Source organism: Streptomyces sp. NPDC048659, assembly GCF_040650575.1.
Classification (GTDB): domain Bacteria; phylum Actinomycetota; class Actinomycetes; order Streptomycetales; family Streptomycetaceae; genus Streptomyces.
Genome location: NZ_JBEZHM010000040.1, coordinates 54154 through 76526, shown reverse-complemented (window position 1 = coordinate 76526; position 22373 = coordinate 54154). Strand labels below are relative to the sequence as shown.

15 protein-coding genes are annotated in these 22373 nt (G+C 72.4%); 13 read left to right on the top strand and 2 right to left on the bottom strand.

The window, feature by feature from the left end; genetic code table 11:
* The first annotated feature begins 28 nt into the window (after nucleotides 1-28).
* The 13 genes from mreC (at nucleotide 29) to obgE (ending at nucleotide 18047) form a co-directional block, all read left to right on the top strand.
* The gene (gene mreC / locus AB0C99_RS26875; RefSeq protein WP_362480001.1) at nucleotides 29-1057 is read left to right on the top strand and encodes a rod shape-determining protein MreC; all 1029 of its coding nucleotides are present in this window, start codon (nucleotides 29-31) and stop codon (nucleotides 1055-1057) included.
* The gene (gene mreD, locus AB0C99_RS26870; protein WP_362479998.1) at nucleotides 1054-1722 is read left to right on the top strand and encodes a rod shape-determining protein MreD; all 669 of its coding nucleotides are present in this window, start codon (nucleotides 1054-1056) and stop codon (nucleotides 1720-1722) included. Before mreC ends, mreD begins: the two co-directional genes overlap by 4 nt.
* A gap of 19 nt (nucleotides 1723-1741) precedes the next feature.
* Entirely contained in the window at nucleotides 1742-4000 is a 2259-nt protein-coding gene (gene mrdA, locus AB0C99_RS26865) for a penicillin-binding protein 2 (protein ID WP_362479995.1), read from the top strand.
* Nucleotides 4001-4004: 4 nt separating this feature from the next.
* Nucleotides 4005-5204 carry a rod shape-determining protein RodA gene (rodA, locus tag AB0C99_RS26860; protein WP_362479992.1) on the top strand — a complete coding sequence of 400 codons (1200 nt, stop codon included), beginning with the start codon at nucleotides 4005-4007 and terminating at the stop codon, nucleotides 5202-5204.
* Nucleotides 5205-5246: 42 nt separating this feature from the next.
* A complete protein-coding gene (locus AB0C99_RS26855; RefSeq protein ID WP_362479989.1) occupies nucleotides 5247-6773 on the top strand; it encodes a CYTH and CHAD domain-containing protein in 1527 nt (508 codons plus the stop codon).
* A 52-nt stretch (nucleotides 6774-6825) separates the two neighbouring features.
* Nucleotides 6826-8757: a TIGR03960 family B12-binding radical SAM protein gene (locus AB0C99_RS26850; protein ID WP_362479986.1), complete on the top strand. Its 1932-nt coding sequence runs from the start codon at nucleotides 6826-6828 to the stop codon at nucleotides 8755-8757.
* A 75-nt stretch (nucleotides 8758-8832) separates the two neighbouring features.
* A complete protein-coding gene (locus AB0C99_RS26845) occupies nucleotides 8833-9603 on the top strand; it encodes a hypothetical protein (RefSeq protein WP_362479983.1) in 771 nt (256 codons plus the stop codon).
* Between the two features lie 229 nt (nucleotides 9604-9832).
* Nucleotides 9833-10624: a TIGR03936 family radical SAM-associated protein gene (locus AB0C99_RS26840; protein WP_362479980.1), complete on the top strand. Its 792-nt coding sequence runs from the start codon at nucleotides 9833-9835 to the stop codon at nucleotides 10622-10624.
* Between the two features lie 235 nt (nucleotides 10625-10859).
* A complete protein-coding gene (locus AB0C99_RS26835) occupies nucleotides 10860-14702 on the top strand; it encodes an Rne/Rng family ribonuclease (protein ID WP_362479978.1) in 3843 nt (1280 codons plus the stop codon).
* A gap of 90 nt (nucleotides 14703-14792) precedes the next feature.
* Nucleotides 14793-15719: a UTP--glucose-1-phosphate uridylyltransferase GalU gene (gene galU, locus AB0C99_RS26830; RefSeq protein WP_362479975.1), complete on the top strand. Its 927-nt coding sequence runs from the start codon at nucleotides 14793-14795 to the stop codon at nucleotides 15717-15719.
* Nucleotides 15720-15904: 185 nt separating this feature from the next.
* Entirely contained in the window at nucleotides 15905-16225 is a 321-nt protein-coding gene (rplU, locus tag AB0C99_RS26825) for a 50S ribosomal protein L21 (protein WP_362479972.1), read from the top strand.
* Nucleotides 16226-16239: 14 nt separating this feature from the next.
* Nucleotides 16240-16494 carry a 50S ribosomal protein L27 gene (gene rpmA, locus AB0C99_RS26820; protein ID WP_030494090.1) on the top strand — a complete coding sequence of 85 codons (255 nt, stop codon included), beginning with the start codon at nucleotides 16240-16242 and terminating at the stop codon, nucleotides 16492-16494.
* 113 nt (nucleotides 16495-16607) lie between these two features.
* Nucleotides 16608-18047: a GTPase ObgE gene (gene obgE / locus AB0C99_RS26815; protein ID WP_362479968.1), complete on the top strand. Its 1440-nt coding sequence runs from the start codon at nucleotides 16608-16610 to the stop codon at nucleotides 18045-18047.
* A gap of 365 nt (nucleotides 18048-18412) precedes the next feature.
* On the opposite strand, the gene AB0C99_RS26810 is transcribed toward obgE, so the two are convergent.
* Entirely contained in the window at nucleotides 18413-20023 is a 1611-nt protein-coding gene (locus AB0C99_RS26810; RefSeq protein ID WP_362479965.1) for a hypothetical protein, read from the bottom strand.
* Nucleotides 20024-20082: 59 nt separating this feature from the next.
* Nucleotides 20083-22350 carry a CDP-glycerol glycerophosphotransferase family protein gene (locus AB0C99_RS26805; RefSeq protein WP_362479962.1) on the bottom strand — a complete coding sequence of 756 codons (2268 nt, stop codon included), beginning with the start codon at nucleotides 22348-22350 and terminating at the stop codon, nucleotides 20083-20085.
* Nucleotides 22351-22373: the final 23 nt, after the last annotated feature.

Below are 22373 nucleotides of genomic sequence, written 5' to 3'. Positions count from 1 at the left end.
CCATCGAGGAAGGGCACGGCCGCCGCACGTGAGGGACACACGAGAGAGCCGGCTGCTCCTGGTGCTGCTGATCGCCATCGCGTTCGCACTGATCACGGTGGACATCAGAGGAGGCCAGGAGTCGCCGGTCGACGGTGCCCGGCAGGCCGCGGCCGCGGTCTTCGGCCCCGTCGAGAACGGCGTCGCCTCGGCGGTCGACCCGATCGGCAACGCCATAGGAGCGGTCCGCGACTCCGGGGAGCGGCACAACCGGATCGCCGCCCTGGAGCAGGAGAACGCCGCCCTCAAGGCCAGGCTGGGCAGCGACGACCGCAACCGGAACCGGCTGCGCGAGCTCGACGCCATGCTGAAGACGGCCGGCGCCGGCCAGTACGGCATCAAGGGCGCCGAGGTCATCGCGATAGGAGCGGCCCAGGGCTTCTCCTGGACCGTCACCATCGACGTCGGCGCCCGCGACGGCATCCGCCGCGACATGACCGTCCTCAACGGCTCCGGGCTCGTCGGCCGGGTCACCACCGTCGGCCCCTCCACCTCCACGGTGCTGCTGGCCAACGACCCCGACTTCACCGTCGGCACCCGCATGGAGAAGACCGACGAACTCGGCTTCGCCACCGGCCAGGGCGACCGCCCGCTCCTCGTCCAGCTCCTCAACGGCAAGGCCAAGGTGAACAAGGGCGACCGGCTCGTCACCTTCGGCTCGCAGGCCGACAAGCCCTTCGTGCCCGGCGTGCCGGTCGGCGAGGTCGTCCGCGTCGACCCGGCGGGCGGCGGCCTCACCCGTAACGTCTACGTCCGCCCGTACGTCGGCTTCACCAAGCTCGACATCGTCGGCGTCGTCGTCCAGGCCCCGCGCAGCGACCCCCGCGACATGGTCCTGCCGCAGAAGCCCAAGCCCGCGCCGACCGTCACCGTCACGGTCACCCCGCCGCCGCCGGACGGCCAGAAGCCCGCCGACCAGGCCCAGGGCCAGGCCGCCGACCAGCGGAAGCCCGACGGGCAGGCCGCCGCCGACCAGCAGAACCAGCCGCCGCAGGACCAGGGGGACGCCACACCGTGAAGCTGAACCGCATCCTGCTCTGCGCGGCGCTCGTCGTCGTCGCCCTCGTCGTCCAGGTCTCCGTCCTCGCCCGGCTCCAGCTCCCCGGCGCCGTCCCGGACCTCGTCCTGCTCACCGTCGTCGCCCTCGCCCTGTCGTACGGGCACGTCACCGGCGCCCTCACCGGCTTCGCCGCGGGACTGCTCGCCGACCTCGCCCCGCCCGCCGACCACGCGGCCGGGCGCTACGCCCTGGTGCTCTGCGTCGTCGGCTACCTCTGCGGCCTGGCCCGCCCCGACAACGGGCGCCTGAAGTCCGCCACCGGACCGATGGCCGTGGTCGTCGTCGCCGCCCTCGGCTCCACCCTGCTGTACGCGGGTGTCGGCGCCCTCGTCGGCGACACCGCCGCCCGCCATGTCGGCCTCGGCTTCCTGCTGTTCACCGCGGCCCTCTACGACCTGCTCCTCGCGCCCTTCACGGTGCCGCTGATCATGGCGCTGGCCCGGCGCGCCGAGAACGACCCGCTCGCCGAGGCCACCGGCGCCAACGGGGCCGACGTCGCCTCCGGCTGGCTCTCCTCCGGCACCGGCCTCCGGATCGGCAACCAGCGCGGCGGCCTGCGCGTCAAGGCCGCCCGGACCCGCGCCTCGCGCGCCGGGCGCATCAAGGGAGTCAAGCGACTGTGACCCAGGGGGCAGCGGCAGCATGAGCAACATCCCCGAGACCGGGCGGACCCCCCGGGTCCAGATCCGGCTCGTCGTCATCCAGGTCCTCGTCTTCTCCCTGCTCTTCACCCTCGGCGGACGCCTCTGGTACCTCCAGATCCGCAACGGCCAGGAGTACACCGACGAGGCGAAGAACAACCACGTCCAGCAGGTCGTCCAGCCCGCCGTCCGCGGCTCCATCCTCGACGCCCGCGGCGTCCCGCTCGCCGACAACGAGACCCGGCTCGTGGTCTCCGCCTCGCGCACCGAGCTGATGAAGATGAAGGACGACGGCAAGGCCGTCCTCACCCGGCTGGCCGGCGTCCTCGGCATGAAGCCCGACGAGGTCGTCAACAAGATCCGGCTCTGCGACTCCAAGACCCCCAAGCCCTGCTGGAACGGCTCGCCCTACCAGCCGATCCCCGTCACCGACGAGGCCACCACCCAGCAGGCCCTCCAGATCCGCGAGCGCGCCGAGGACTTCCCCGGCATCACCGCCGAACCCGCCGCCGTCCGCCGCTACCCGGCCCCCGGCAAGTCCCGCACCTCCCAGGTCCTCGGCTATCTGTCGCCCGTCACCGACGGCGAGATCGAGAAGGCCAAGGACACCGACTCCCCGTACCTGCGCTCCGACCAGGTCGGCCGCTCCGGCCTGGAGCGCACCTACGACAAGGAACTGCGCGGCAAGGCCGGCGTCACCCGCTACGAGGTCGACAACCTCGGCCGGGTCATCGGCCAGGCCAAGAGCGACGCCGCCGTCCCCGGCGCCAACGTCGTCACCTCCATCGACGCCCGCGTCCAGGCGGTCGCCGAGTGGGAGCTGCACAACGCGATGGTCGAGGCCCGCAAGGTCTACGACAAGAACACCAGCGAGAACTACAAGGCCGACGCCGGAGCCGTCGTCGTCATGGAGGCGAAGACCGGCCGGATCGTCGCCATGGCCTCGCAGCCCGACTACGACCCCAACGCCTGGGTCGGCGGCATCTCCGCCAAGGACTACGCGGCCCTCACCGGCAAGAACTCCAACTTCCCGCTGCTCAACCGCGCCATCCAGGGCCAGGCCGCCCCCGGCTCCATCTTCAAGGTGGTCTCCTCCGCCGCCGCCGTCAACGCGGGCTACGACTTCAACGGGCGCTACCCGTGCCCCTCCTCGTACTCCATCGGCAACCAGGTCTTCAAGAACTTCGAGTCCCAGGGCCACGGCTCCATCACCATCGGGCAGGCCCTGGAGGTCTCCTGCGACACCGTCTACTACGCGCTGGCGCACCAGCAGTGGCAGAAGGACGGCGGGATGAAGCCGAAGAAGAACCCGGGGGACTGGTTCTACAAGACCGCCCACCAGTTCGGCCTCGGCGCCGAGACCGGCATCGACCTGCCCAACGAGGTCACCGGCCGGGTCCCCGACCGCCAGTGGAAGCAGAGCTTCTGGGCGGCCAACAAGGACTGGTGGTGCAAGAACGGCAAGCGCGGCGGCGACTACGTCCAGCAGCTCTCCTACGAGAACTGCCTGGAAGGCAACCTGATGCGCGCCGGTGACTCCGTCAACTACTCCATCGGGCAGGGCGACACCCTCGTCACCCCCATCCAGATGGCCACCATCTACGCCGCCATCTCCAACGGCGGCACCCTGTGGAACCCCACCGTCGGCAAGGCCGTCATCAGCGCCGACGGCAAGAGGACCACCGAGATCGCGCCCAAGTCGCACGGCCGGCTGCCCATCGACGCCAACACCCGCGAGTTGATAGACGAAGCCCTCGCGGGAGTCGCGACCCGCGGCACGGCCGCCTGGCGCTTCGGCGGCTGGCCGCAGGACAAGATCCCGATGCACGCCAAGACGGGCACCGCGGAGGTCTACGGCAAGCAGACGACCTCCTGGTTCGCCACGTACACCAAGGACTACGCGATCGTCATGACGATCTCCCAGGGCGGTACGGGCTCCGGCGCCTCCGGCCCCGCCGTGCGCAACATCTACGACGCGCTCTACGGGCTCGACGACGCCGGCAAGCAGGACCTGAAGCGGGCCCTGCTGCCGCAGCCGCAGCAGGCCCTGCCGAGGATCCAGCCGGACGGCTCCATCGACGCCCCGAAGATCGGCCCGTACGACCCCGACGCCGGCAAGGTCGACCCCGCCGACCCGCTCAAGCAGGTCGCCGACCAGGGCGGCAACCCGCCCGCCGACCCGCCCGCCGACCCCGCCGTACCGGCGAAGAAGCCCGACGACCCGCTCGCCGGACCGCCCGCCACCCGAGGGAGGCTCTGAGCCGATGACCACCCCCCACGGCTTCTCCGTCTCCCGCTACGCCCCCGAGCGCGGCACCCTGGCGCGGCTGACCGCCCGCGACTCGGTGCTGCGCCGGCTCGACTGGCCGATCCTGCTCTCCGCGCTCGGCCTGTCCCTGATGGGCTCGCTGCTCGTCTGGTCCGCCACCCGGGGCCGCACCTCGCTCAACCAGGGCGACCCGTACTACTTCCTCTTCCGGCACGTCCTCAACACCGGCATCGGGCTCGCCCTGATGATCGGCACCATCTGGCTCGGCCACCGCACCCTGCGCGGAGCCGTGCCGGTCCTCTACGGCCTGTCCATCGTGCTGATCCTGGCCGTCCTCACCCCGCTCGGCGCCACCATCAACGGCGCCCACGCCTGGATCGTCGTCGGCGGCGGCTTCTCGCTCCAGCCCAGCGAGTTCGTGAAGATCACGATCATCCTGGTGATGGCGATGCTGCTGGCCGCGAAGGTCGACGCGGGCGACCAGCTCCACCCCGACCACCGCACCGTCGCCAAGGCGCTCACGCTCGCCGCGCTCCCCATGGGCATCGTCATGCTGATGCCCGACCTCGGCTCCGTGATGGTCATGGCCGTCATCGTGCTCGGCGTGCTGCTCGCCTCCGGCGCCTCCAACCGCTGGGTCCTCGGCCTCATCGGCGCCGGCGTCCTCGGCGCCGTCCTGGTCACCGCGCTCGGGATGCTCGACGAGTACCAGATCAACCGCTTCGCCGCCTTCGCCAACCCCGACCTCGACCCGGCCGGCGTCGGCTACAACACCAACCAGGCCCGCATCGCCATCGGCTCCGGCGGACTGCTCGGCGCGGGCCTCTTCAAGGGCTCCCAGACCACCGGCCAGTTCGTCCCCGAGCAGCAGACCGACTTCGTCTTCACCGTCGCGGGCGAGGAGCTCGGCTTCGTCGGCGCCGGACTCATCCTCGTCCTGCTCGGCGTCATCCTCTGGCGGGCCTGCCGCATCGCCCGCGAGACCACCGAGCTGTACGGCACGATCGTCGCCGCCGGCATCATCGCCTGGTTCGCCTTCCAGTCCTTCGAGAACATCGGCATGACCCTCGGCATCATGCCCGTCGCCGGACTGCCGCTGCCCTTCGTCTCCTACGGCGGCTCGTCCATGTTCGCCGTCTGGGTGGCGATCGGACTGCTCCAGTCGATCCGGGTGCAGCCGAAGATAACGGCCTGAGCCGTACTGCCCCCGCGCCCCTTCCGCGTCTAGATTCGAGGTATGGCGGAGACGAAGCGCGAGATCGAGCGCAAGTACGAAGCCGACGACGGGACCGTGCTCCCCGACCTCACCCGGGCGGCCGGGGTCGCGGCCGTCACCGACGAGGGCGTCACCGAGCTCGACGCCGTCTACTACGACACGGCCGACCTGCGGCTCGCCGCCGCCTCGCTCACCCTGCGCCGCCGCACCGGCGGCGCGGACGCCGGCTGGCACCTGAAGTTCCCCGTCGCCACCGGCATCCGCGACGAGATCAGAGCCCCGCTCTCGGAGACCCTGCCCGGCTCCCTGGCGGGGCTCGTCCGCTCCCTGGTCCGCGACGAGCCCGTCCGCCCCGTCGTACGGCTGCGCTCCCGGCGCGACGTGCGCCTGCTGACCGGGAAGGACGGCGGCCCGCTCGCCGAGCTCTCCGTCGACACCGTCCACGCCCAGCGCCTCACCGGCCCCGGCGAGGCCGCCTGGACCGAGATCGAGGTCGAGCTGGCCGACGGCGCCGACCCGGCGGTCCTCGATGCCGTCGGCCGCCGCCTGGAGAAGGCCGGCATCCGGCCCTCGGCGGCCTCCTCGAAGCTGGCCCGCGCGCTCGCCGAGACCGGCGCGACCGTCCCGGACGGCCCGGACCGTGTGGACGGCACCCCGGCCCCCGGCACCGCGGGCCACGCCGTCCTCGCCTACGTCCGGGCCCAGCGCGACGCGCTCGTCGCCCTCGACCCGGCCGTCCGGCGCGAGCTCCCCGACTCCGTGCACCGGATGCGGATCGCCTGCCGCCGCCTGCGCGGCGCCCTCCGGACGTACGGCACCGTCCTCGACCGGCGGCGCACCGACCCGCTCGGCGCCGAGCTCAGGTGGCTCGCCGGCGAGCTCGGCGCCGCCCGCGACGAGGAGGTCCTCGGCACCCGGCTCGCCGGACGCCTCGACGCCCTGCCCGGGAGCCTGCGGATCGGCCCGGTCCACGCCCGGCTGCGCCGGCGCGGCGCGGGGCGCGCGGACGAGGCCCGGCGCGCGGCGCTCGCCGCCCTCGACTCGGCGCGCCACCTCGCGCTCCTGGACGCCCTCGACGCGCTCCTCGCCGACCCGCCGCTGCGCCCGGCCGCCGCCCGCGAGGCCGGCCGGGTGCTCGCCCGCGCCGCCCGCGCGGACCTCGACCGGGCCGACCGCCGCTTCGGCCACGCCCTCGCGCTCGGCCCCGGACCCGCCCGCGACCTCGCCCTGCACGAGGCCCGCAAGGCCGCCAAGCGCGCCCGCTACGCCGGGGAGGCCGCCCGTCCCGTCCTCGGCGGGCCCGCGAAACGCCTGGCCGCGCGCATGAAGGCGGTGCAGACCCTGCTCGGCGAGCACCAGGACGGCGTCGTCGCCCGCACCGCCCTGCGCGAGCTCGCGGCCCAGGCGCACGCGGCCGGCGAGTCCGCGTTCACCTGGGGACTCCTGTACGGACGGGAGGAGGCCGAGGCGGCGGCGCAGGAGCGGGAGCTGCCCGCGCTGCGGGAGTGGGCCGCGGCCCCGGCCCTGCGGGCGTCCTTGGGCCGCTGAGCCCCGGGGTACGCTTGAGAGTCGCCCCCCTGCCAGCTCACGAAGGTTCGAGATGTCTGCTGCCGAGTCTGTCTTCCCGCAGCTCGAAGCTCTGCTCCCGCACGTGCAGAAGCCGATTCAGTATGTCGGCGGAGAGCTGAACTCCACGGTCAAGCCCTGGGATTCCGCCGACGTCCGCTGGGCTCTGATGTACCCGGACGCGTACGAGGTCGGCCTGCCCAACCAGGGCGTCATGATCCTGTACGAGGTGCTGAACGAGCGCGAGGGCGTCCTCGCCGAGCGCACCTACAGCGTGTGGCCGGACCTCGAAGAGCTGATGCGCGAGCACAAGGTGCCGCAGTTCACCGTGGACAGCCACCGCCCCGTCGGCGCCTTCGACGTCTTCGGCCTCAGCTTCTCCACGGAGCTCGGCTACACCAACATGCTCACCGCCCTGGACCTGGCCGGCATCCCGCTGGAGGCCAAGGACCGGACGGTCGACCACCCGATCGTGCTCGCGGGCGGCCACGCGGCGTTCAACCCCGAGCCGATCGCGGACTTCATCGACGCGGCGATCATCGGCGACGGCGAGCAGGCCGTGCTCGACATGACCGCGATCATCCGCGAGTGGAAGGCCGAGGGCCGTCCCGGCGGGCGCGAGGAGGTCCTCTTCCGCCTCGCGAGGACCGGCTCGGTGTACATCCCGGCGTTCTACGACGTGGAGTACCTGCCGGACGGCCGCATCGGCCGCGTCGTGCCGAACAAGTCCGGCGTGCCGTGGCGCGTGTCCAAGCACACCGTCATGGACCTCGACGAGTGGCCCTACCCCAAGCAGCCGCTCGTCCCGCTCGCGGAGACCGTCCACGAGCGCATGTCCGTCGAGATCTTCCGCGGCTGCACCCGCGGCTGCCGCTTCTGCCAGGCCGGCATGATCACGCGCCCCGTGCGGGAGCGAAGCATCACCGGCATCGGCGAGATGGTGGAGAAGGGCCTCAAGGCGACCGGCTTCGAGGAGGTCGGCCTGCTGTCGCTGTCCTCCGCGGACCACACCGAGATCGGCGAGATCGCCAAGGGCCTGGCCGACCGCTACACCGAGGACAAGATCGGCCTCTCGCTGCCGTCGACCCGCGTGGACGCGTTCAACGTCGACCTGGCCAACGAGCTCACCCGCAACGGGCGCCGCTCCGGCCTCACCTTCGCCCCCGAGGGCGGCTCCGAGCGGATGCGCAAGGTCATCAACAAGATGGTCTCGGAGGAGGACCTGATCCGGACCGTCTCCACCGCGTACGGCAACGGCTGGCGCCAGGTGAAGCTGTACTTCATGTGCGGCCTGCCGACGGAGACCGACGAGGACGTCCTGCAGATCGCCGACATGGCGATCAAGGTGATCGCCGAGGGCCGCAAGGTCTCCGGCCAGAACGACATCCGCTGCACCGTCTCCATCGGCGGCTTCGTGCCCAAGCCGCACACCCCGTTCCAGTGGGCCCCGCAGCTCTCCGCCGAGGAGACCGACGCGCGCCTGCTGAAGCTGCGCGACAAGATCCGCGGCGACAAGAAGTACGGCCGCTCCATCGGCTTCCGCTACCACGACGGCAAGCCCGGCATCGTCGAGGGCCTGCTGTCCCGCGGCGACCGCCGGATCGGCGCGGTCATCCGCGCGGTGTACGAGGACGGCGGCCGGTTCGACGGCTGGCGCGAGCACTTCTCGTACGACCGCTGGATGGCGTGCGCCGAGAAGACGCTGCCCGACTTCGGCGTGGACGTCGCCTGGTACACCACCCGCGAGCGCTCCTACGAGGAGGTCCTGCCCTGGGACCACCTGGACTCCGGTCTCGACAAGGACTGGCTCTGGGAGGACTGGCAGGACGCCCTCGACGAGACCGAGGTCGAGGACTGCCGCTGGACCCCGTGCTTCGACTGCGGCGTCTGCCCGCAGATGGACACGCACATCCAGATCGGCCCGACGGGCAAGAAGCTGCTGCCGCTGTCGGTCGTGAACAAGTAGCGCCATAACGCTCCGGTGACGGCCCGGCGAAGGGGAAACCCTTCTCCGGGCCGTCGCGTCGTTCTCGTCGTGAACATGGAAAACAGGGGCTGCCTCACCGCCGTGGCCCGCGCGGTCGCCCTCGTGGTCGTCGTCCCCGTCCGGCTGCTCTGGGACGCCCTGCGGCAGGTCGCGAAACACCTGTGGCGCTGGGTCCTCGCCCCCGTCGGGCGCGCGCTGGGGTGGCTGGTCGAGCACCTGCTGCTTGTCCCGCTGCGGTGGCTGTGGCGGTGGGTCCTCGTCCCGGTCGGGCGCGCGCTGGGGTGGCTGGTCGAGCACCTGCTGCTTGTCCCGCTGCGATTCCTGTGGCGGTGGGTCCTCGTCCCGGTCGGGCGCGCGCTGGGGTGGCTGGTCGAGCACCTGCTGCTCGTCCCGCTGCGATTCCTGTGGCGCGAGGCCCTCGCCCCGCTCGGCCGTGCGCTCGCCTGGCTGGCCGAGCACCTGCTGCTCGTCCCGCTGCGGTGGCTGTGGCGGTGGGTCCTCGTCCCCGTCGCCCGCGCCCTGTGGTGGCTGCTCGACCGGATCCTCCTCACCCCGGCCGGCTGGCTCTGGCGGCACCTCCTCGCGCCGTCCCTCCGCTGGGCCTGGGACATCGCCGGGATCCTCTCCCGCGCCCTCGGCCGGGCCCTGGCCTGGATCTTCCGCTACGGCGTCGGCCGCCCCCTCGCCTGGGCGTACCGGGTGGTCCTCACCCCCATGGGCCACTGGCTGCGCGACTACGCCGCACGCCCCGCCGCCGAGGCCGCGCGGGCCGTCCGCGCCGCCACCCGCGAGGTGTGGCGGGCCCTCTTCGGCGGCCCCGTGTGACCGGCCCGGGGAACCGGAGGCGGCCCGGGCGCGTACTCTGGGTAGTACAACGAACGTCCCCGGCGCGGCCCCCGCACCCGAGATCTCCCCGTTTCCCACGGGGGTGAGCCGGGCGGGCCCCCCAGGGCACACCGCATTTCGTGGGCGGCGCCACACCGCGCCCGCCCCGCACCGAGGAGAAGAACCACTGGGCAAGCGACAGCCCGAAGGCCCGCCGCCCGCCCCGGCGGTGCAGCGCATCCGACTGCGCTACACCAAGCGCGGACGCCTCCGGTTCACCAGCCACCGTGACTTCCAGCGCGCCTTCGAGCGCGCGCTGCGCCGCGCCGAGGTGCCCATGGCGTACTCGGCCGGCTTCACCCCGCACCCCAAGGTGTCGTACGCCAACGCCGCCCCCACGGGCACGGGCTCCGAGGCCGAGTACCTGGAGATCGCCCTCGCCGAGGCGCGCGACCCCCAGACGCTCCGCCGTCTGCTCGACGAGTCCCTGCCGGACGGGCTCGACATCACCGACGCCGTCGAGGCCCGCACCTCCGGCCTCGCCGACCGGCTGACCGCCTCCGTCTGGGAGCTGCGCCTCGACGGCGTGGACCCCGAGGACGCGCGCAAGGCCGTCGAGACGTTTCTCGCGGCCGAGACGGTGGAAGTACAGCGCAAGACCAAGAACGGCATCCGCACCTTCGACACCCGCGCCGCCGTCGTCGACCTGACCTCGGCCGCCGCCCCGGGCGATCCCCAGGGTGATAGGCCGCTGGACAGCGCCTGTGCGATACTGCGGCTGGTTGTTCGGCACGTGACACCTGCCGTGCGACCCGACGACGTCCTGTCCGGTCTCCGAGCTGTGGCCGACCTGGCGCCGCCGGTCCCCGCAGCGGTGACCAGGCTGGCGCAGGGGCTCTTCGACGAGGAGTCCGGCACGGTGACCGACCCGCTCGCGCCCGACCGCGAGACAGTCACGGCCGCCCCATCCACGGCCGCCGCGACCGCCTCAGCGACGGCGCCGGGTGCGGGCACCGCGTAGGGAGCGGTCGTCGTAGCGCAGCCCTCGTACTCGGGAGCCACCTGGGTCGGGCGGCGCTTTGACCACAAGACTTTCGCCAGGCCGTCCGCAGAAGGCGTACGGAACCGGCGAGCCAGACATACAGCTCCCGTGCGGCGCCCGCGCCCCGGACGGCGGCACCGCGCACTTCGCGCTTTCGTGCCGCCGGACCGGACTCAGACGCGGCGCCCGGGGGCGTGACGGGAGAACCGCCCGCATGCTCGAACAGCACGAAGACAACGCCGCCGAAGGCGTCGACAACGCACCCGGTGACAAGCTGCCGCCGCGCCGCAGGCGCCGCGCCGCTTCCCGGCCGGCCGGCCCGCCGGTGACCGCCGGGTCCGCCGAGACCACCGAAACCCCCGCCGCTCCGGCCGCCGAGGCTCCCGCCCCGGCCGCCGAGGAGGCGGCCCCCGCCCCGCGCACCCGTCGCCGGGCCACCCGTAAGGCCACGTCGCCGGAGCCGGTCGTCGAGGCCGCTCCCGTGGTCGAGGCCGCCCCGGAGCCGGTCGTCGAGGCCGCCCCGGTCGTCGAGGAGGCCGCCCCGGCCCCCCGCGCCCGTCGCCGCGCCACCCGCAAGGCCACCTCGCCCGAGCCGGTCGTCGAGGCCGCGCCCGTGGCGGAGGCCGTGGAGGCCCCCGCGCCGGTCGTCGAGGAGGCCGCCCCGGCCCCGCGCACCCGCCGTCGGGCCACCCGTAAGGCCACGTCGCCGGAGCCGGTCGTCGAGGCCGCTCCCGTGGCGGAGGCCGCCCCTGAGCCGGTCGTCGAGGCCGCGCCGGTCGTCGAGGAGGCCGCCCCGGCCCCCCGCGCCCGTCGCCGCGCCACCCGCAAGGCCGCCGCGCCCGCCGTGACCGCGGACGCCGCCGCCGAGATCGCCGCCGAGACCGCCGGCGAGGCGCTGCCCGAGGACACCGTCGAGGAGATCGCCTCGCACACCGCCGAGGTCGCCGCCGCCGAGCAGGCCGCCACCCGTGGCCGCACCCGCCGCCGCGCCACCTCGCCGCAGTTCACCGCCGAGCCGGCCGCCGAGGCCGAGGCGCCCCGCACCCGCCGTGCCGCGCGCCCCGCCGTCGCCGTGTTCCAGCCGCCGGTCTTCACCGAGCCGATGTTCCAGACCCCGGAGACGGCCGCGTACATCGCCGCCGCCGAGGCCGTGGAGGACGAGGCCGAGGAGGAGCTCACCGAGGACGCCGAGGCCGTGGAGGCCGTGGCCGAGACCGTCGTGGAGGCCCCCGAGGCCGCCGAGACCGGTTCGCGCCGCCGCCGTCGCCGCCGTGGCGAGCCCGTCGCCGTCGAGCCCGTCCCGGCCACCGTCGCCGACGAGCCCGAGGTCGAGTCCACCCCTGAGGCGGAGGAGGCCGCGGCCGAGGCCGATGCCGACGACGACTACGAGGACCGCCCGTCCCGCCGTCGCCGCCGGGGCGGCCGTCGCCGTCGCCGCGGCGAGTTCGCCGAGCTCGCCGAGAACGACGAGGCCGAGGAGGAGGAGTCCGGAGAGGCCGACGAGGCCGACGAGCTCCACGCCGAGGACGAGGCCGAGGAGTCCGAGGACGACGCCGCGGGCAGCAGCAGCTCCCGCCGTCGCCGCCGTCGCCGTCGCCGCAGCGGTGACGCCGCCGCCGACGCCGAGGGCGCCGAGGACGACGGCGTCCGCACGGTCGTCAAGGTCCGCGAGCCCCGCCCGGCGCGCGAGAAGGGCGAGCCCTCCGACGAGGTCCAGTCCATCAAGGGCTCGACCCGCCTGGAGGCCAAGAAGCAGCGCCGCCGCGAGGGCCGCGAGCAGGGCCGCCGCCGCGTCCCGATCATCACCGAGGCCGAGTTCCTGGCCCGCCGCGAGGCCGTCGAGCGCGTCATGGTCGTCCGCCAGAACGGCGAGCGCACCCAGATCGGCGTCCTGGAAGACAACGTGCTCGTCGAGCACTACGTCAACAAGGAGCAGGCCACCTCGTACGTCGGCAACGTCTACCTGGGCAAGGTCCAGAACGTGCTGCCGTCGATGGAGGCCGCCTTCGTCGACATCGGCAAGGGCCGCAACGCCGTCCTGTACGCCGGCGAGGTCAACTTCGAGGCGCTCGGCATGGGCCACGGCCCGCGCCGCATCGAGGCCGCCCTCAAGTCCGGCCAGTCGGTCCTGGTGCAGGTCACCAAGGACCCGATCGGCCACAAGGGCGCCCGCCTGACCAGCCAGGTCTCGCTGCCCGGCCGCTACCTGGTGTACGTGCCCGAGGGCTCGATGACCGGTATCAGCCGCAAGCTCCCGGACACCGAGCGCGCGCGTCTGAAGACCATCCTCAAGAAGATCGTCCCCGAGGACGCCGGCGTCATCGTGCGCACCGCCGCCGAGGGCGCCAGCGAGGACGAGCTGCGCCGCGACGTCGAGCGCCTGCAGGCGCAGTGGGCCGACATCCAGAAGAAGGCGTCGCAGATCTCGACGTCCTCGCCGAGCCTGCTCTACGGCGAGCCGGACATGACCGTCCGGGTCGTCCGCGACATCTTCAACGAGGACTTCTCCAAGGTCATCGTCAGCGGTGACGACGCCTGGGAGACCATCCACGGCTACGTCAACCACGTCGCCCCGGACCTGGCCGACCGCCTGTCCAGGTGGACCAGCGAGGTCGACGTCTTCGCGACGTACCGGATCGACGAGCAGCTGATGAAGGCGCTGGACCGGAAGGTCTGGCTGCCCTCCGGCGGCTCGCTGGTGATCGACAAGACCGAGGCGATGATCGTCGTCGACGTCAACACCGGCAAGTTCACCGGCCAGGGCGGCAACCTCGAAGAGACCGTGACGAGGAACAACCTCGAAGCGGCCGAGGAGATCGTGCGCCAGCTCCGGCTGCGCGACCTGGGCGGCATCGTCGTCATCGACTTCATCGACATGGTCCTGGAGTCCAACCGCGACCTGGTGCTGCGCCGCCTCCTGGAGTGCCTGGGCCGCGACCGGACCAAGCACCAGGTGGCCGAGGTCACCTCGCTGGGCCTGGTCCAGATGACCCGCAAGCGGGTCGGCCAGGGCCTCCTGGAGTCCTTCTCCGAGACCTGCGTCCACTGCAACGGCCGCGGTGTCATCGTCCACATGGAGCAGCCCGCCACCCACGGTGGCGGCGGTGGCGGCAAGCGCTCGAAGAAGCGCGGCCGCGGCGGCGACGGGCACGAGCACGCCCACGAGACCGAGGTCCACGAGACCCCGGCCGAGACCGAGGCCGAGCTGGCCGCCGAGCTCGCCGCCCCGGTGGCGGTGCCCGAGCCGATCGCCGCGGACGAGGAGCTGTACGGCAGCGCCGCGGAGGCCGAGGCCGCCGCGACCCGTGGCCGTGGCCGCCGCCGGGCGACCCGCCGGGCGACCGCGCCGGTGCGGGCGACCGCGCCGGCCGTCACCGAGACGGAGACCTTCGAGGTCGTCGCCCCGGAGCCCGCGCCGGAGCCGGAGCCGGTCGTCGAGGCCCCGGTGGCCGAGGCCGCGCCGGTCGTCGAGGCCGCCCCGGTGGCCGAGGAGCAGGCGCCCGAGGCGCCCGCGCCCCGGACCCGCCGCCGGGCCACCCGCAAGGTGTCCGCCCCGGTGGTCTCCACCCCGGAGCCGGTCGCCGAGACGGTCGCCGCCCCGGTCGTGGAGCCGGTCGTCGAGGCCGCCCCGGTCGTGGAGCCGGTCGTCGAGGCCGCCCCGGTCGCGGAGCCCGTCGCCGAGCCGGTCGTCGAGCCCGTCGTCGAGGAGGCCCCCGTGGCCGCCCCGCCGAGGGCCCGCCGCCGGGTGGTCCGCAAGGCCACCGCGCCGGCCGGCGCGCCCGCCGGTGCCGAGGAGGCCGCCGTGCTCGTGGTGGCTTCGGCCCCCGCGTCTGAGGCGCCCGCCGAGGCTCCGGCCGACGCGGCCCCCGCCGAGGCCGAGGCCGCTCCGGCGGCCAAGAAGACGGTCCGCAAGACGGCCGCGAAGACGGCCGCCAAGAAGGCCACCGCCAAGAAGGCCGCCACCAAGAAGACGGCGGCGACCAAGAAGACGGCGGCGAAGAAGACGACGACCGCCAAGAAGGCCGTGAAGAAGACCGCGGCCCCCGCGCAGGACTGACCCAGTCCCCGACGCAGTCCGTGTGGACCGTCCTCCTCCCGGGGACGGTCCACACGGTTTTGACCCCGATCGGAAACCAGGAACAGCCCGATGAACAACACCCCCGCCCCCCAGGTGCGCAAGGCCGTCATCCCCGCCGCCGGTCTCGGCACGCGCTTCCTGCCCGCCACGAAGGCGACGCCCAAGGAGATGCTGCCGGTCGTCGACAAGCCGGCCATCCAGTACGTGGTGGAGGAGGCGGTCTCGGCGGGTCTGTCGGACGTCCTGATGATCACGGGCCGCAACAAGCGCCCGCTCGAGGACCACTTCGACCGGAACTACGAGCTGGAGGAGGCGCTCACCCGCAAGGGTGACGAGGAGCGCCTCGCCCGGGTCCAGGAGTCCAGCGAGCTCGCCACCATGCACTACGTGCGCCAGGGCGACCCGCGCGGTCTCGGCCACGCCGTGCTGTGCGCGCAGCCGCACGTCGGCGACGAGCCCTTCGCGGTGCTCCTGGGCGACGACCTGATCGACCCGCGTGACCCGCTGCTCGCCCGGATGCTGGAGGTCCTGGCGGCCGGCGGCGGCAGCGTCGTCGCGCTCATGGAGGTCGACCCGGCGCAGATCCACCTGTACGGCTGCGCGGCCGTCGAGCCGACCGCCGACGCCGACGTCGTACGCATCACCGGGCTGGTCGAGAAGCCGGACCCGGCGGACGCGCCGAGCAACTACGCGATCATCGGCCGCTACGTCCTGGACCCGGCCGTCTTCGGCGTCCTCGGCGAGACCGAGCCGGGCCGCGGCGGCGAGATCCAGCTCACCGACGCCCTCCAGAAGATGGCGGCGGACGAGACCCTGGGCGGCCCGGTGCACGGCGTGGTCTTCAAGGGCCGCCGCTACGACACCGGCGACCGCGGCGACTACCTGCGGGCCATCGTGCGGCTCGCCTGCGAGCGCGAGGACCTGGGGCCGGACTTCCGCGCCTGGCTGAAGGGCTTCGTCGCGGAGACCTCCGCGGCCGACGAGGCCGGGATTTGACCCCCTGCGGGAGCCGCCCGTAACCTAGACCGTCGGCGTGTCTGATTGCGCCGCACCCTCTGAGCACCTCCCTCCCGGTCTCCGGGAGAGGCCGCTCGACCGATTCCGGACCGCCGGGCCCCAGGCTCGCGCGTGCGGGCGGCTGGCATCAGAGGTCCCGATTTCCGAGTGAGAGAGAGATCCGCGTGTACGCCATCGTGCGCAGCGGTGGTCGCCAGCACAAGGTTGCTGTCGGCGACATCGTTGAGGTTGACAAGATTTCCACCGCCAATGTTGGCGACACGGTCGAGCTCTCGACCCTGCTCGTCGTCGACGGCGACGCCGTGACCAGCGACCCGTGGGTCCTGGCCGGCATCAAGGTCGAGGCCGAGGTCGTGGACCACCACAAGGGCGCCAAGATCGACATCCTGCGCTACAAGAACAAGACCGGCTACCGCCGTCGCCAGGGTCACCGTCAGCAGTACACGGCGATCAAGGTCACGTCCATCCCGACGGCCGCGAAGTAAAGAGGGACTGAGCAATGGCACACAAGAAGGGCGCATCGTCCACCCGGAACGGTCGCGATTCCAACGCCCAGCGGCTCGGCGTGAAGCGCTTCGGCGGTCAGGTCGTCAACGCGGGTGAGATCCTGGTCCGCCAGCGTGGCACCCACTTCCACCCGGGTTCGGGTGTGGGCCGTGGCGGCGACGACACGCTGTTCGCCCTGCAGGCCGGTTCGGTGCAGTTCGGCACCTTCCGTGGCCGCAAGGTCGTGAACATCGTTCCGGTCGCCTGATCGGAAGCTTTGCGGAGGCGGACCTCACTTCCCGTTAGGGAAGCGGGTCCGCCTTTCGCGTGTTACTAGATAGACATTCCACCTGTTTTTTGCGTATCTGGAGGCACAGAACCATGACTACCTTCGTGGACCGCGTCGAGCTGCACGTCGCCGCGGGTAACGGAGGCCACGGCTGCGCCTCCGTCCACCGGGAGAAGTTCAAGCCGCTCGGCGGCCCGGACGGCGGCAACGGCGGCCGTGGCGGCGATGTGATCCTGGTCGTCGACCAGGCCGTCACCACCCTCCTGGACTATCACCACTCGCCGCACCGCAAGGCCACCAACGGGCAGCCCGGCGCCGGCGACAACCGCTCCGGCAAGGACGGCCAGGACCTCGTCCTGCCCGTGCCCGACGGCACCGTCGTCCTCGACAAGGCGGGCAACGTCCTCGCCGACCTGGTCGGCCAGGGCACCACGTACATCGCGGGCCAGGGCGGCCGCGGCGGCCTCGGCAACGCGGCGCTGTCCTCGGCCCGCCGCAAGGCGCCCGGCTTCGCGCTGCTCGGCGAGCCCGGCGAGGGCGGCGACGTCGTCCTGGAGCTGAAGACGGTCGCCGACGTGGCGCTCGTCGGCTACCCGAGCGCGGGCAAGTCCTCGCTCATCTCGGTCCTCTCGGCCGCCAAGCCGAAGATCGCCGACTACCCCTTCACCACGCTCGTCCCGAACCTGGGCGTGGTCACCGCCGGCTCGACCGTCTACACGATCGCCGACGTCCCCGGCCTCATCCCCGGTGCGAGCCAGGGCCGCGGCCTGGGCCTGGAGTTCCTCCGCCACGTCGAGCGCTGCTCGGTCCTCGTCCACGTCCTCGACACGGCGACGCTGGAGTCGGACCGCGACCCGGTCTCCGACCTCGACATCATCGAGGAGGAGCTGCGGCAGTACGGCGGCCTTGAGGACCGCCCGCGCCTGGTGGTCCTCAACAAGATCGACATCCCGGACGGCCAGGACCTCGCGGACATGATCCGCCCGGAGCTCGAAGAGCGCGGCTACCAGGTGTACGAGGTGTCCGCCGTGGCCCGTACGGGCCTCAAGGAGCTGTCCTACGCCCTCGCGGGCATCGTCGGCGAGGCCCGCGCGGCCAAGCCCGTGGAGGAGGCGACCCGTATCGTCATCCGCCCGAAGGCGGTCGACGACGCCGGCTTCACCGTCACCTACGACGAGGCCGAGGAGCTCTACCGCGTGCGCGGCGAGAAGCCCGAACGCTGGGTCCGCCAGACCGACTTCAACAACGACGAGGCCGTCGGCTACCTGGCCGACCGCCTCAACCGCCTCGGCGTCGAGGACGCGCTGATGAAGGCCGGCGCCCGCGCGGGCGACGGCGTGGCGATCGGCGCCGAGGACAACGCGGTCGTCTTCGACTGGGAGCCCTCGATGATGGCCGGCGCCGAGATGCTCGGCCGCCGAGGCGAGGACCACCGCCTGGAGGCCCCCCGCCCCGCTGCCCAGCGCCGCCGCGACCGCGACGCCGAGCGGGACGACCCGCAGCGCGAGTACGACGAGTTCGACCCGTTCTAGCCGGCCCCGCGAGCCCGTCTCGCAGGTACGGCGAAGGCCCCTGCCGGGGATGCCCGGGCGGGGGCCTTCGCTGTGCCGTCCGGACGGAGTCCGGCGCAGCCGTCCGAAGCCGGGGAGGCCCCCTGGGGCCGAGTCGCGCGAGGGCGGCATCGGGGGTGGGTCCGCGACGCCGAGCGGGACGACCCGCAGCGCGAGTACGACGAGTTCGACCCGTTCTAGGCGAACGGCTGCCGTACGACGAAGGCCCCTGCCGGGTGTACCGGCGGGGGCCTTTCCCGTACGGCGAGGGTGCTCCTCGTACGACGAAGGCCCCCGCCGGAGTTCCGGCGGGGGCCTCGGTGCGTCAGGAGTGCGTCAGGTCCGGGTCACGAGACCGGGTTCGGCTCCGGGGTCGTGCCGCGTTCCGCGGTCTTGCCGGGGGCCGGGGTCTCGGGCTCGTCCGTGGCCTCGGGGGTCTCGGTGGCGCCCTCCGGCTGCGCGGAGTCCTCCGGCTTCGTCGGCTCCGCCGGGTCGCCCGAGCCGAAGTCCGGCTTCGCGCGCAGCAGCGGGAGGAGCATGATGCCGATGAAGATCGGGCCGATCATGTAGCGCCACAGCGGGGCCGGGTTGGCCGCCAGGACGGTCAGCTGGAGGCCCAGCGTGACCGACAGCAGCGCCAGCGCGCCCTTCGCCTTCGTGCGGCGGCGGAACAGCAGGACGATCGCGTACGTGGCGTAGCACCAGATCGCGCCGCGGAACAGCAGCCACTGGAGCTGCGGCACCTTGAAGGCGCGCCACGAGAAGTCCGCGACGCTGTGCAGCGGCTCGGAGAGCGGCCGGATCTTCAGCTTCGAGCGGTACTCGCTGTGCTTGATGTCCTCGTTCCACTTGAGGTAGCTGAACAGCGTCTTCGAGGTCTGCGGGTCGCTCAGCAGCGTGTTCGCCCGCAGCTCCTTCGGGCCGGGGAACACGGCCCAGGCGATGTGCGCGCGGCACACCCGGGCGCCGATGACCAGGTCCGGGGTGCGCTTGAGGACCCGCTGCCACAGGGCCATCAGCTCGTCGTTGCGCTCGGCCGCGAGCGGCCGGTTCATCGGCGGGGACTCCATCGCCCAGTCGGCGTTGTAGCAGTTGGCCGCGCGGCCCTTCCAGTGGGACAGCGGCGCGATGCTGGCCATCAGCGCCTTGTCCTCCTTGGTGAAGAAGCCGGGGCGCTGCCCGTAGGCGACCGCGATGTCCGCGTAGAAGAAGGCGTACACGGCGTCCTTCGGCGGGGTCTTCACCCCGGCCGACGGGTAGATCACGCTGGTCAGCAGGCCGAAGATGAGCACCGGCACGGCCGTCGCCGCGAGCACCCAGCGGCGCATCGACGGCAGCGCGATCAGCAGGATGGGCGCGGCCACGACCGCGACCAGCATGCCGTTGTTGCGGAACACCGCGAGCATCAGGAAGCCCAGGAAGAGCAGCCCGACGGTGCGGTAGAAGGCCCTGTCCCGGACGGCCTGACGGCCGCGGGCCCGCCGCGCCGCGAGCCGGCCCGCCGCGCCGAAGGCGAGGATCGCGCCGATGACGAACGGCACGTCCTTCCAGACGAAGATCACGAAGACGGCGGTCGGCGGCAGCAGCGCCGGCACGCTCGTGGCGACGGCCGCCCACCGCTGCCGCACCCCCCAGTCCCGGAGGGTGACGGAGCAGTAGGCGAGCGTCGCGGACATCGCGATCGTCTGCGCCAGCGTCAGGATCCACAGATCACCGGTGGTGTTGAGCGACAGCCACACCAGGCCGTCGTACGCCACCGAGTGGTTCGACTCCCAGTTGTCGGTGGTGACGTGCCACACATAGGTGATCGAGTCATAGCTCAGGGCGCCGGGGAAGAACGCCGCCCACCAGAGCAGGAACAGGATCTGGGTGGTGGCGAAGACCGCGACGGGGAGTCTGCGCTTCTCCGGGATCCTCTCCCACTGCTTGGTGAGAAAGGCGTTGCGCGGGAGTTTCACACTCGGCTCCGCTGGGCATCGTGGATGGACGTTCGGGACAGTCGAACAGGTTAGTCGGTTCAGACCGTCTGTCGATCACGCGGGGCGGCCTCGGACGCCTCCGGCTGCCCCGGACGCGGTGCCACCGGGCGCTCCCCGAGCGGGAGAACCGGCGGAACCTCGTCCTGACCCAGGAACACCTTGCGCACCACGCGCTCGGCCGCGCGGCCGTCGTCGAACTCGCAGAAGGTGCGGCGGAACGCGGCACGGGCCTCGTCCGACTCCGGGCTGTTCCAGCGGCCCGAGGTGAAGACCTCCAGGAGCTCGGCCTCCGTCTGCACGGTCAGACCGGGGGAGTCGACGGTGACGTCGAAGTAGGTGCCGCGCGTGGTGCGGTACACCTCCCAGTCGTTCGCGTAGATGACGACCGGCCGGTCGAGGTTCGCGTAGTCGAACATCACCGACGAGTAGTCCGTGAGCAGGCAGTCCGCGGCCAGGTAGAGCTCCTCGACCGACGGGTGGGCGCTCACGTCCACGAGCCGCGCGCTGCCGCCGGAGCCGGCGGCCAGCAGGTTCTGCTCGTAGAAGTAGTGCGCGCGCACCAGCAGCGTGAACTCGGAGCCCAGCGTCTCGGCGAAGCGCTCCAGGTCCAGCATCTGCTTGGCGCCGTCGTGGTAGTCGCGGTGCGTCGGCGTGTACAGGATGACCTTGGCGCCGTCGGCGATCTTGAGCTTCTTGCGCGCGGCGGCCACGTCGGCGGCGGTCGCGTTCACCAGGCGGTCGTTGCGCGGGTAGCCGTACTCCAGCGCCTCGTAGTACGAGGGGTAGGCGCGGTCCCAGGCGGCGGTGGAGAAACTGTTGGACGTGAGGCTGTAGTCCCAGCGGTCCACGCGGTCCATCAGGCGCACCAGGTTCATGCCGCCGCGGCCGACGGGGTACTCCGCCAGGTCGACGCCCATGCGCTTGAGCGGGGTGCCGTGGTGGGTCTGCAGGTGGACCTGGCCCTCGCGCTTGACGATGGACGGCGGGAAGTTCACGTTGTTGACGAAGTACTTGCCGCGCGCCATGGCCTTCCAGAAGCCCAGCGAGCCCGGGTGCACCGTCGGCACGCCCTTCGGCGGGCGGCTGGTGGCGTCGTTCTTGAGGATCCACACCGCCTTCATGCCCGGCGCGAGTTCCTTCATCTTCTCGTGGATCGCCGCCGGGTTGCAGGAGTAGGCGCCGTTCCAGTACGCGGCGAAGACGGCCACGTCCTGCTGGACCGGGAGCATCCGCTGGGCGCGGTAGTAGGTCTGCAGGATGCGCTTGCGCAGCTTCTTCTTCAGCTTCGCCGGCACGGACTTCTTCTGCTTCAGCGAGCGGACCGTCTTGCGGGCCTTGGCGCGGTGCTTCGCCGGGATCATCTGCGCCTTGCTCTTCGGCGCGGGGCGGTGGCCCTGCGGCCGGTGCCGCGCCTCGGCCTCGGCCCAGCGCTCGCGGAACTCGGCGCGCGCGTCGTCGGGCAGCCGGCCGGGGGAGGCGTCGACGACCCGGAAGTGGTTGACCATGCGCTCGTAGAGCACGCCCTGCCACTCCGCGAACCGCGGGTTGTCGGCGAGGAACGCGAAGACCAGGTCGTACTGGTCGAAGACGTCGAAGTGCTTGCGGCTGGTGCTGTGCAGGATGCTGCCCTGGCGCCGCTGGCGGTAGTAGACGCAGACGCGGTCGAGCACGGAGATGGTCTCCGCCGCGATCATGACCGGGTACGTCCAGGGGGTGTCCTCGTAGTAGCCCGAGGGGTACTGGAAGCCCCACTGGTCGAGGAAGTCGCGGCGGTACGCCTTGTTCCACGCGACCTGGAGCAGGTTCAGCAGCTCCGGCTCGTCGCTGAGCGAGAAGACGCCCTTCTTGGCCGCCTTGGCCAGCACGTCGGCGCGGGAGTTCGGCGTGATGCGGCCGTCCCAGTGCGTGCGGGAGTAGTCGAAGACGACGAGGTCGGGGTCGTCCGTCTCGGCGATGCGGCGGGCGATGGCCTGGAGCGAGCCGGGCAGCATCGTGTCGTCGCTGTCGAGGAAGAGCAGGTACTTGCCCTTGGCGCGGGCCATGCCGGCGTTGCGCGCCCGGCCCAGGCCGACGTTCTGCTCCAGGTGCATCGCCACGACCCGCGGGTCGGCCTTGGCGTACTCATCGATGATCTCGCCGCAACCGTCCGGCGAGCAGTCGTTGACGACGAGCAGCTCGTAGTCGCGGAACGACTGCTCCAGCACCGAGTCCAGGCAGTCCCGCAGGAACGCCTGCACCTTGTACGTGGGAACGACGATGCTGAACAGGGGTGCTTCGGAGCCGGAGGAGGGTTGCGTCTGTGTCATCTCAGTACCGTGAAATCTGATGG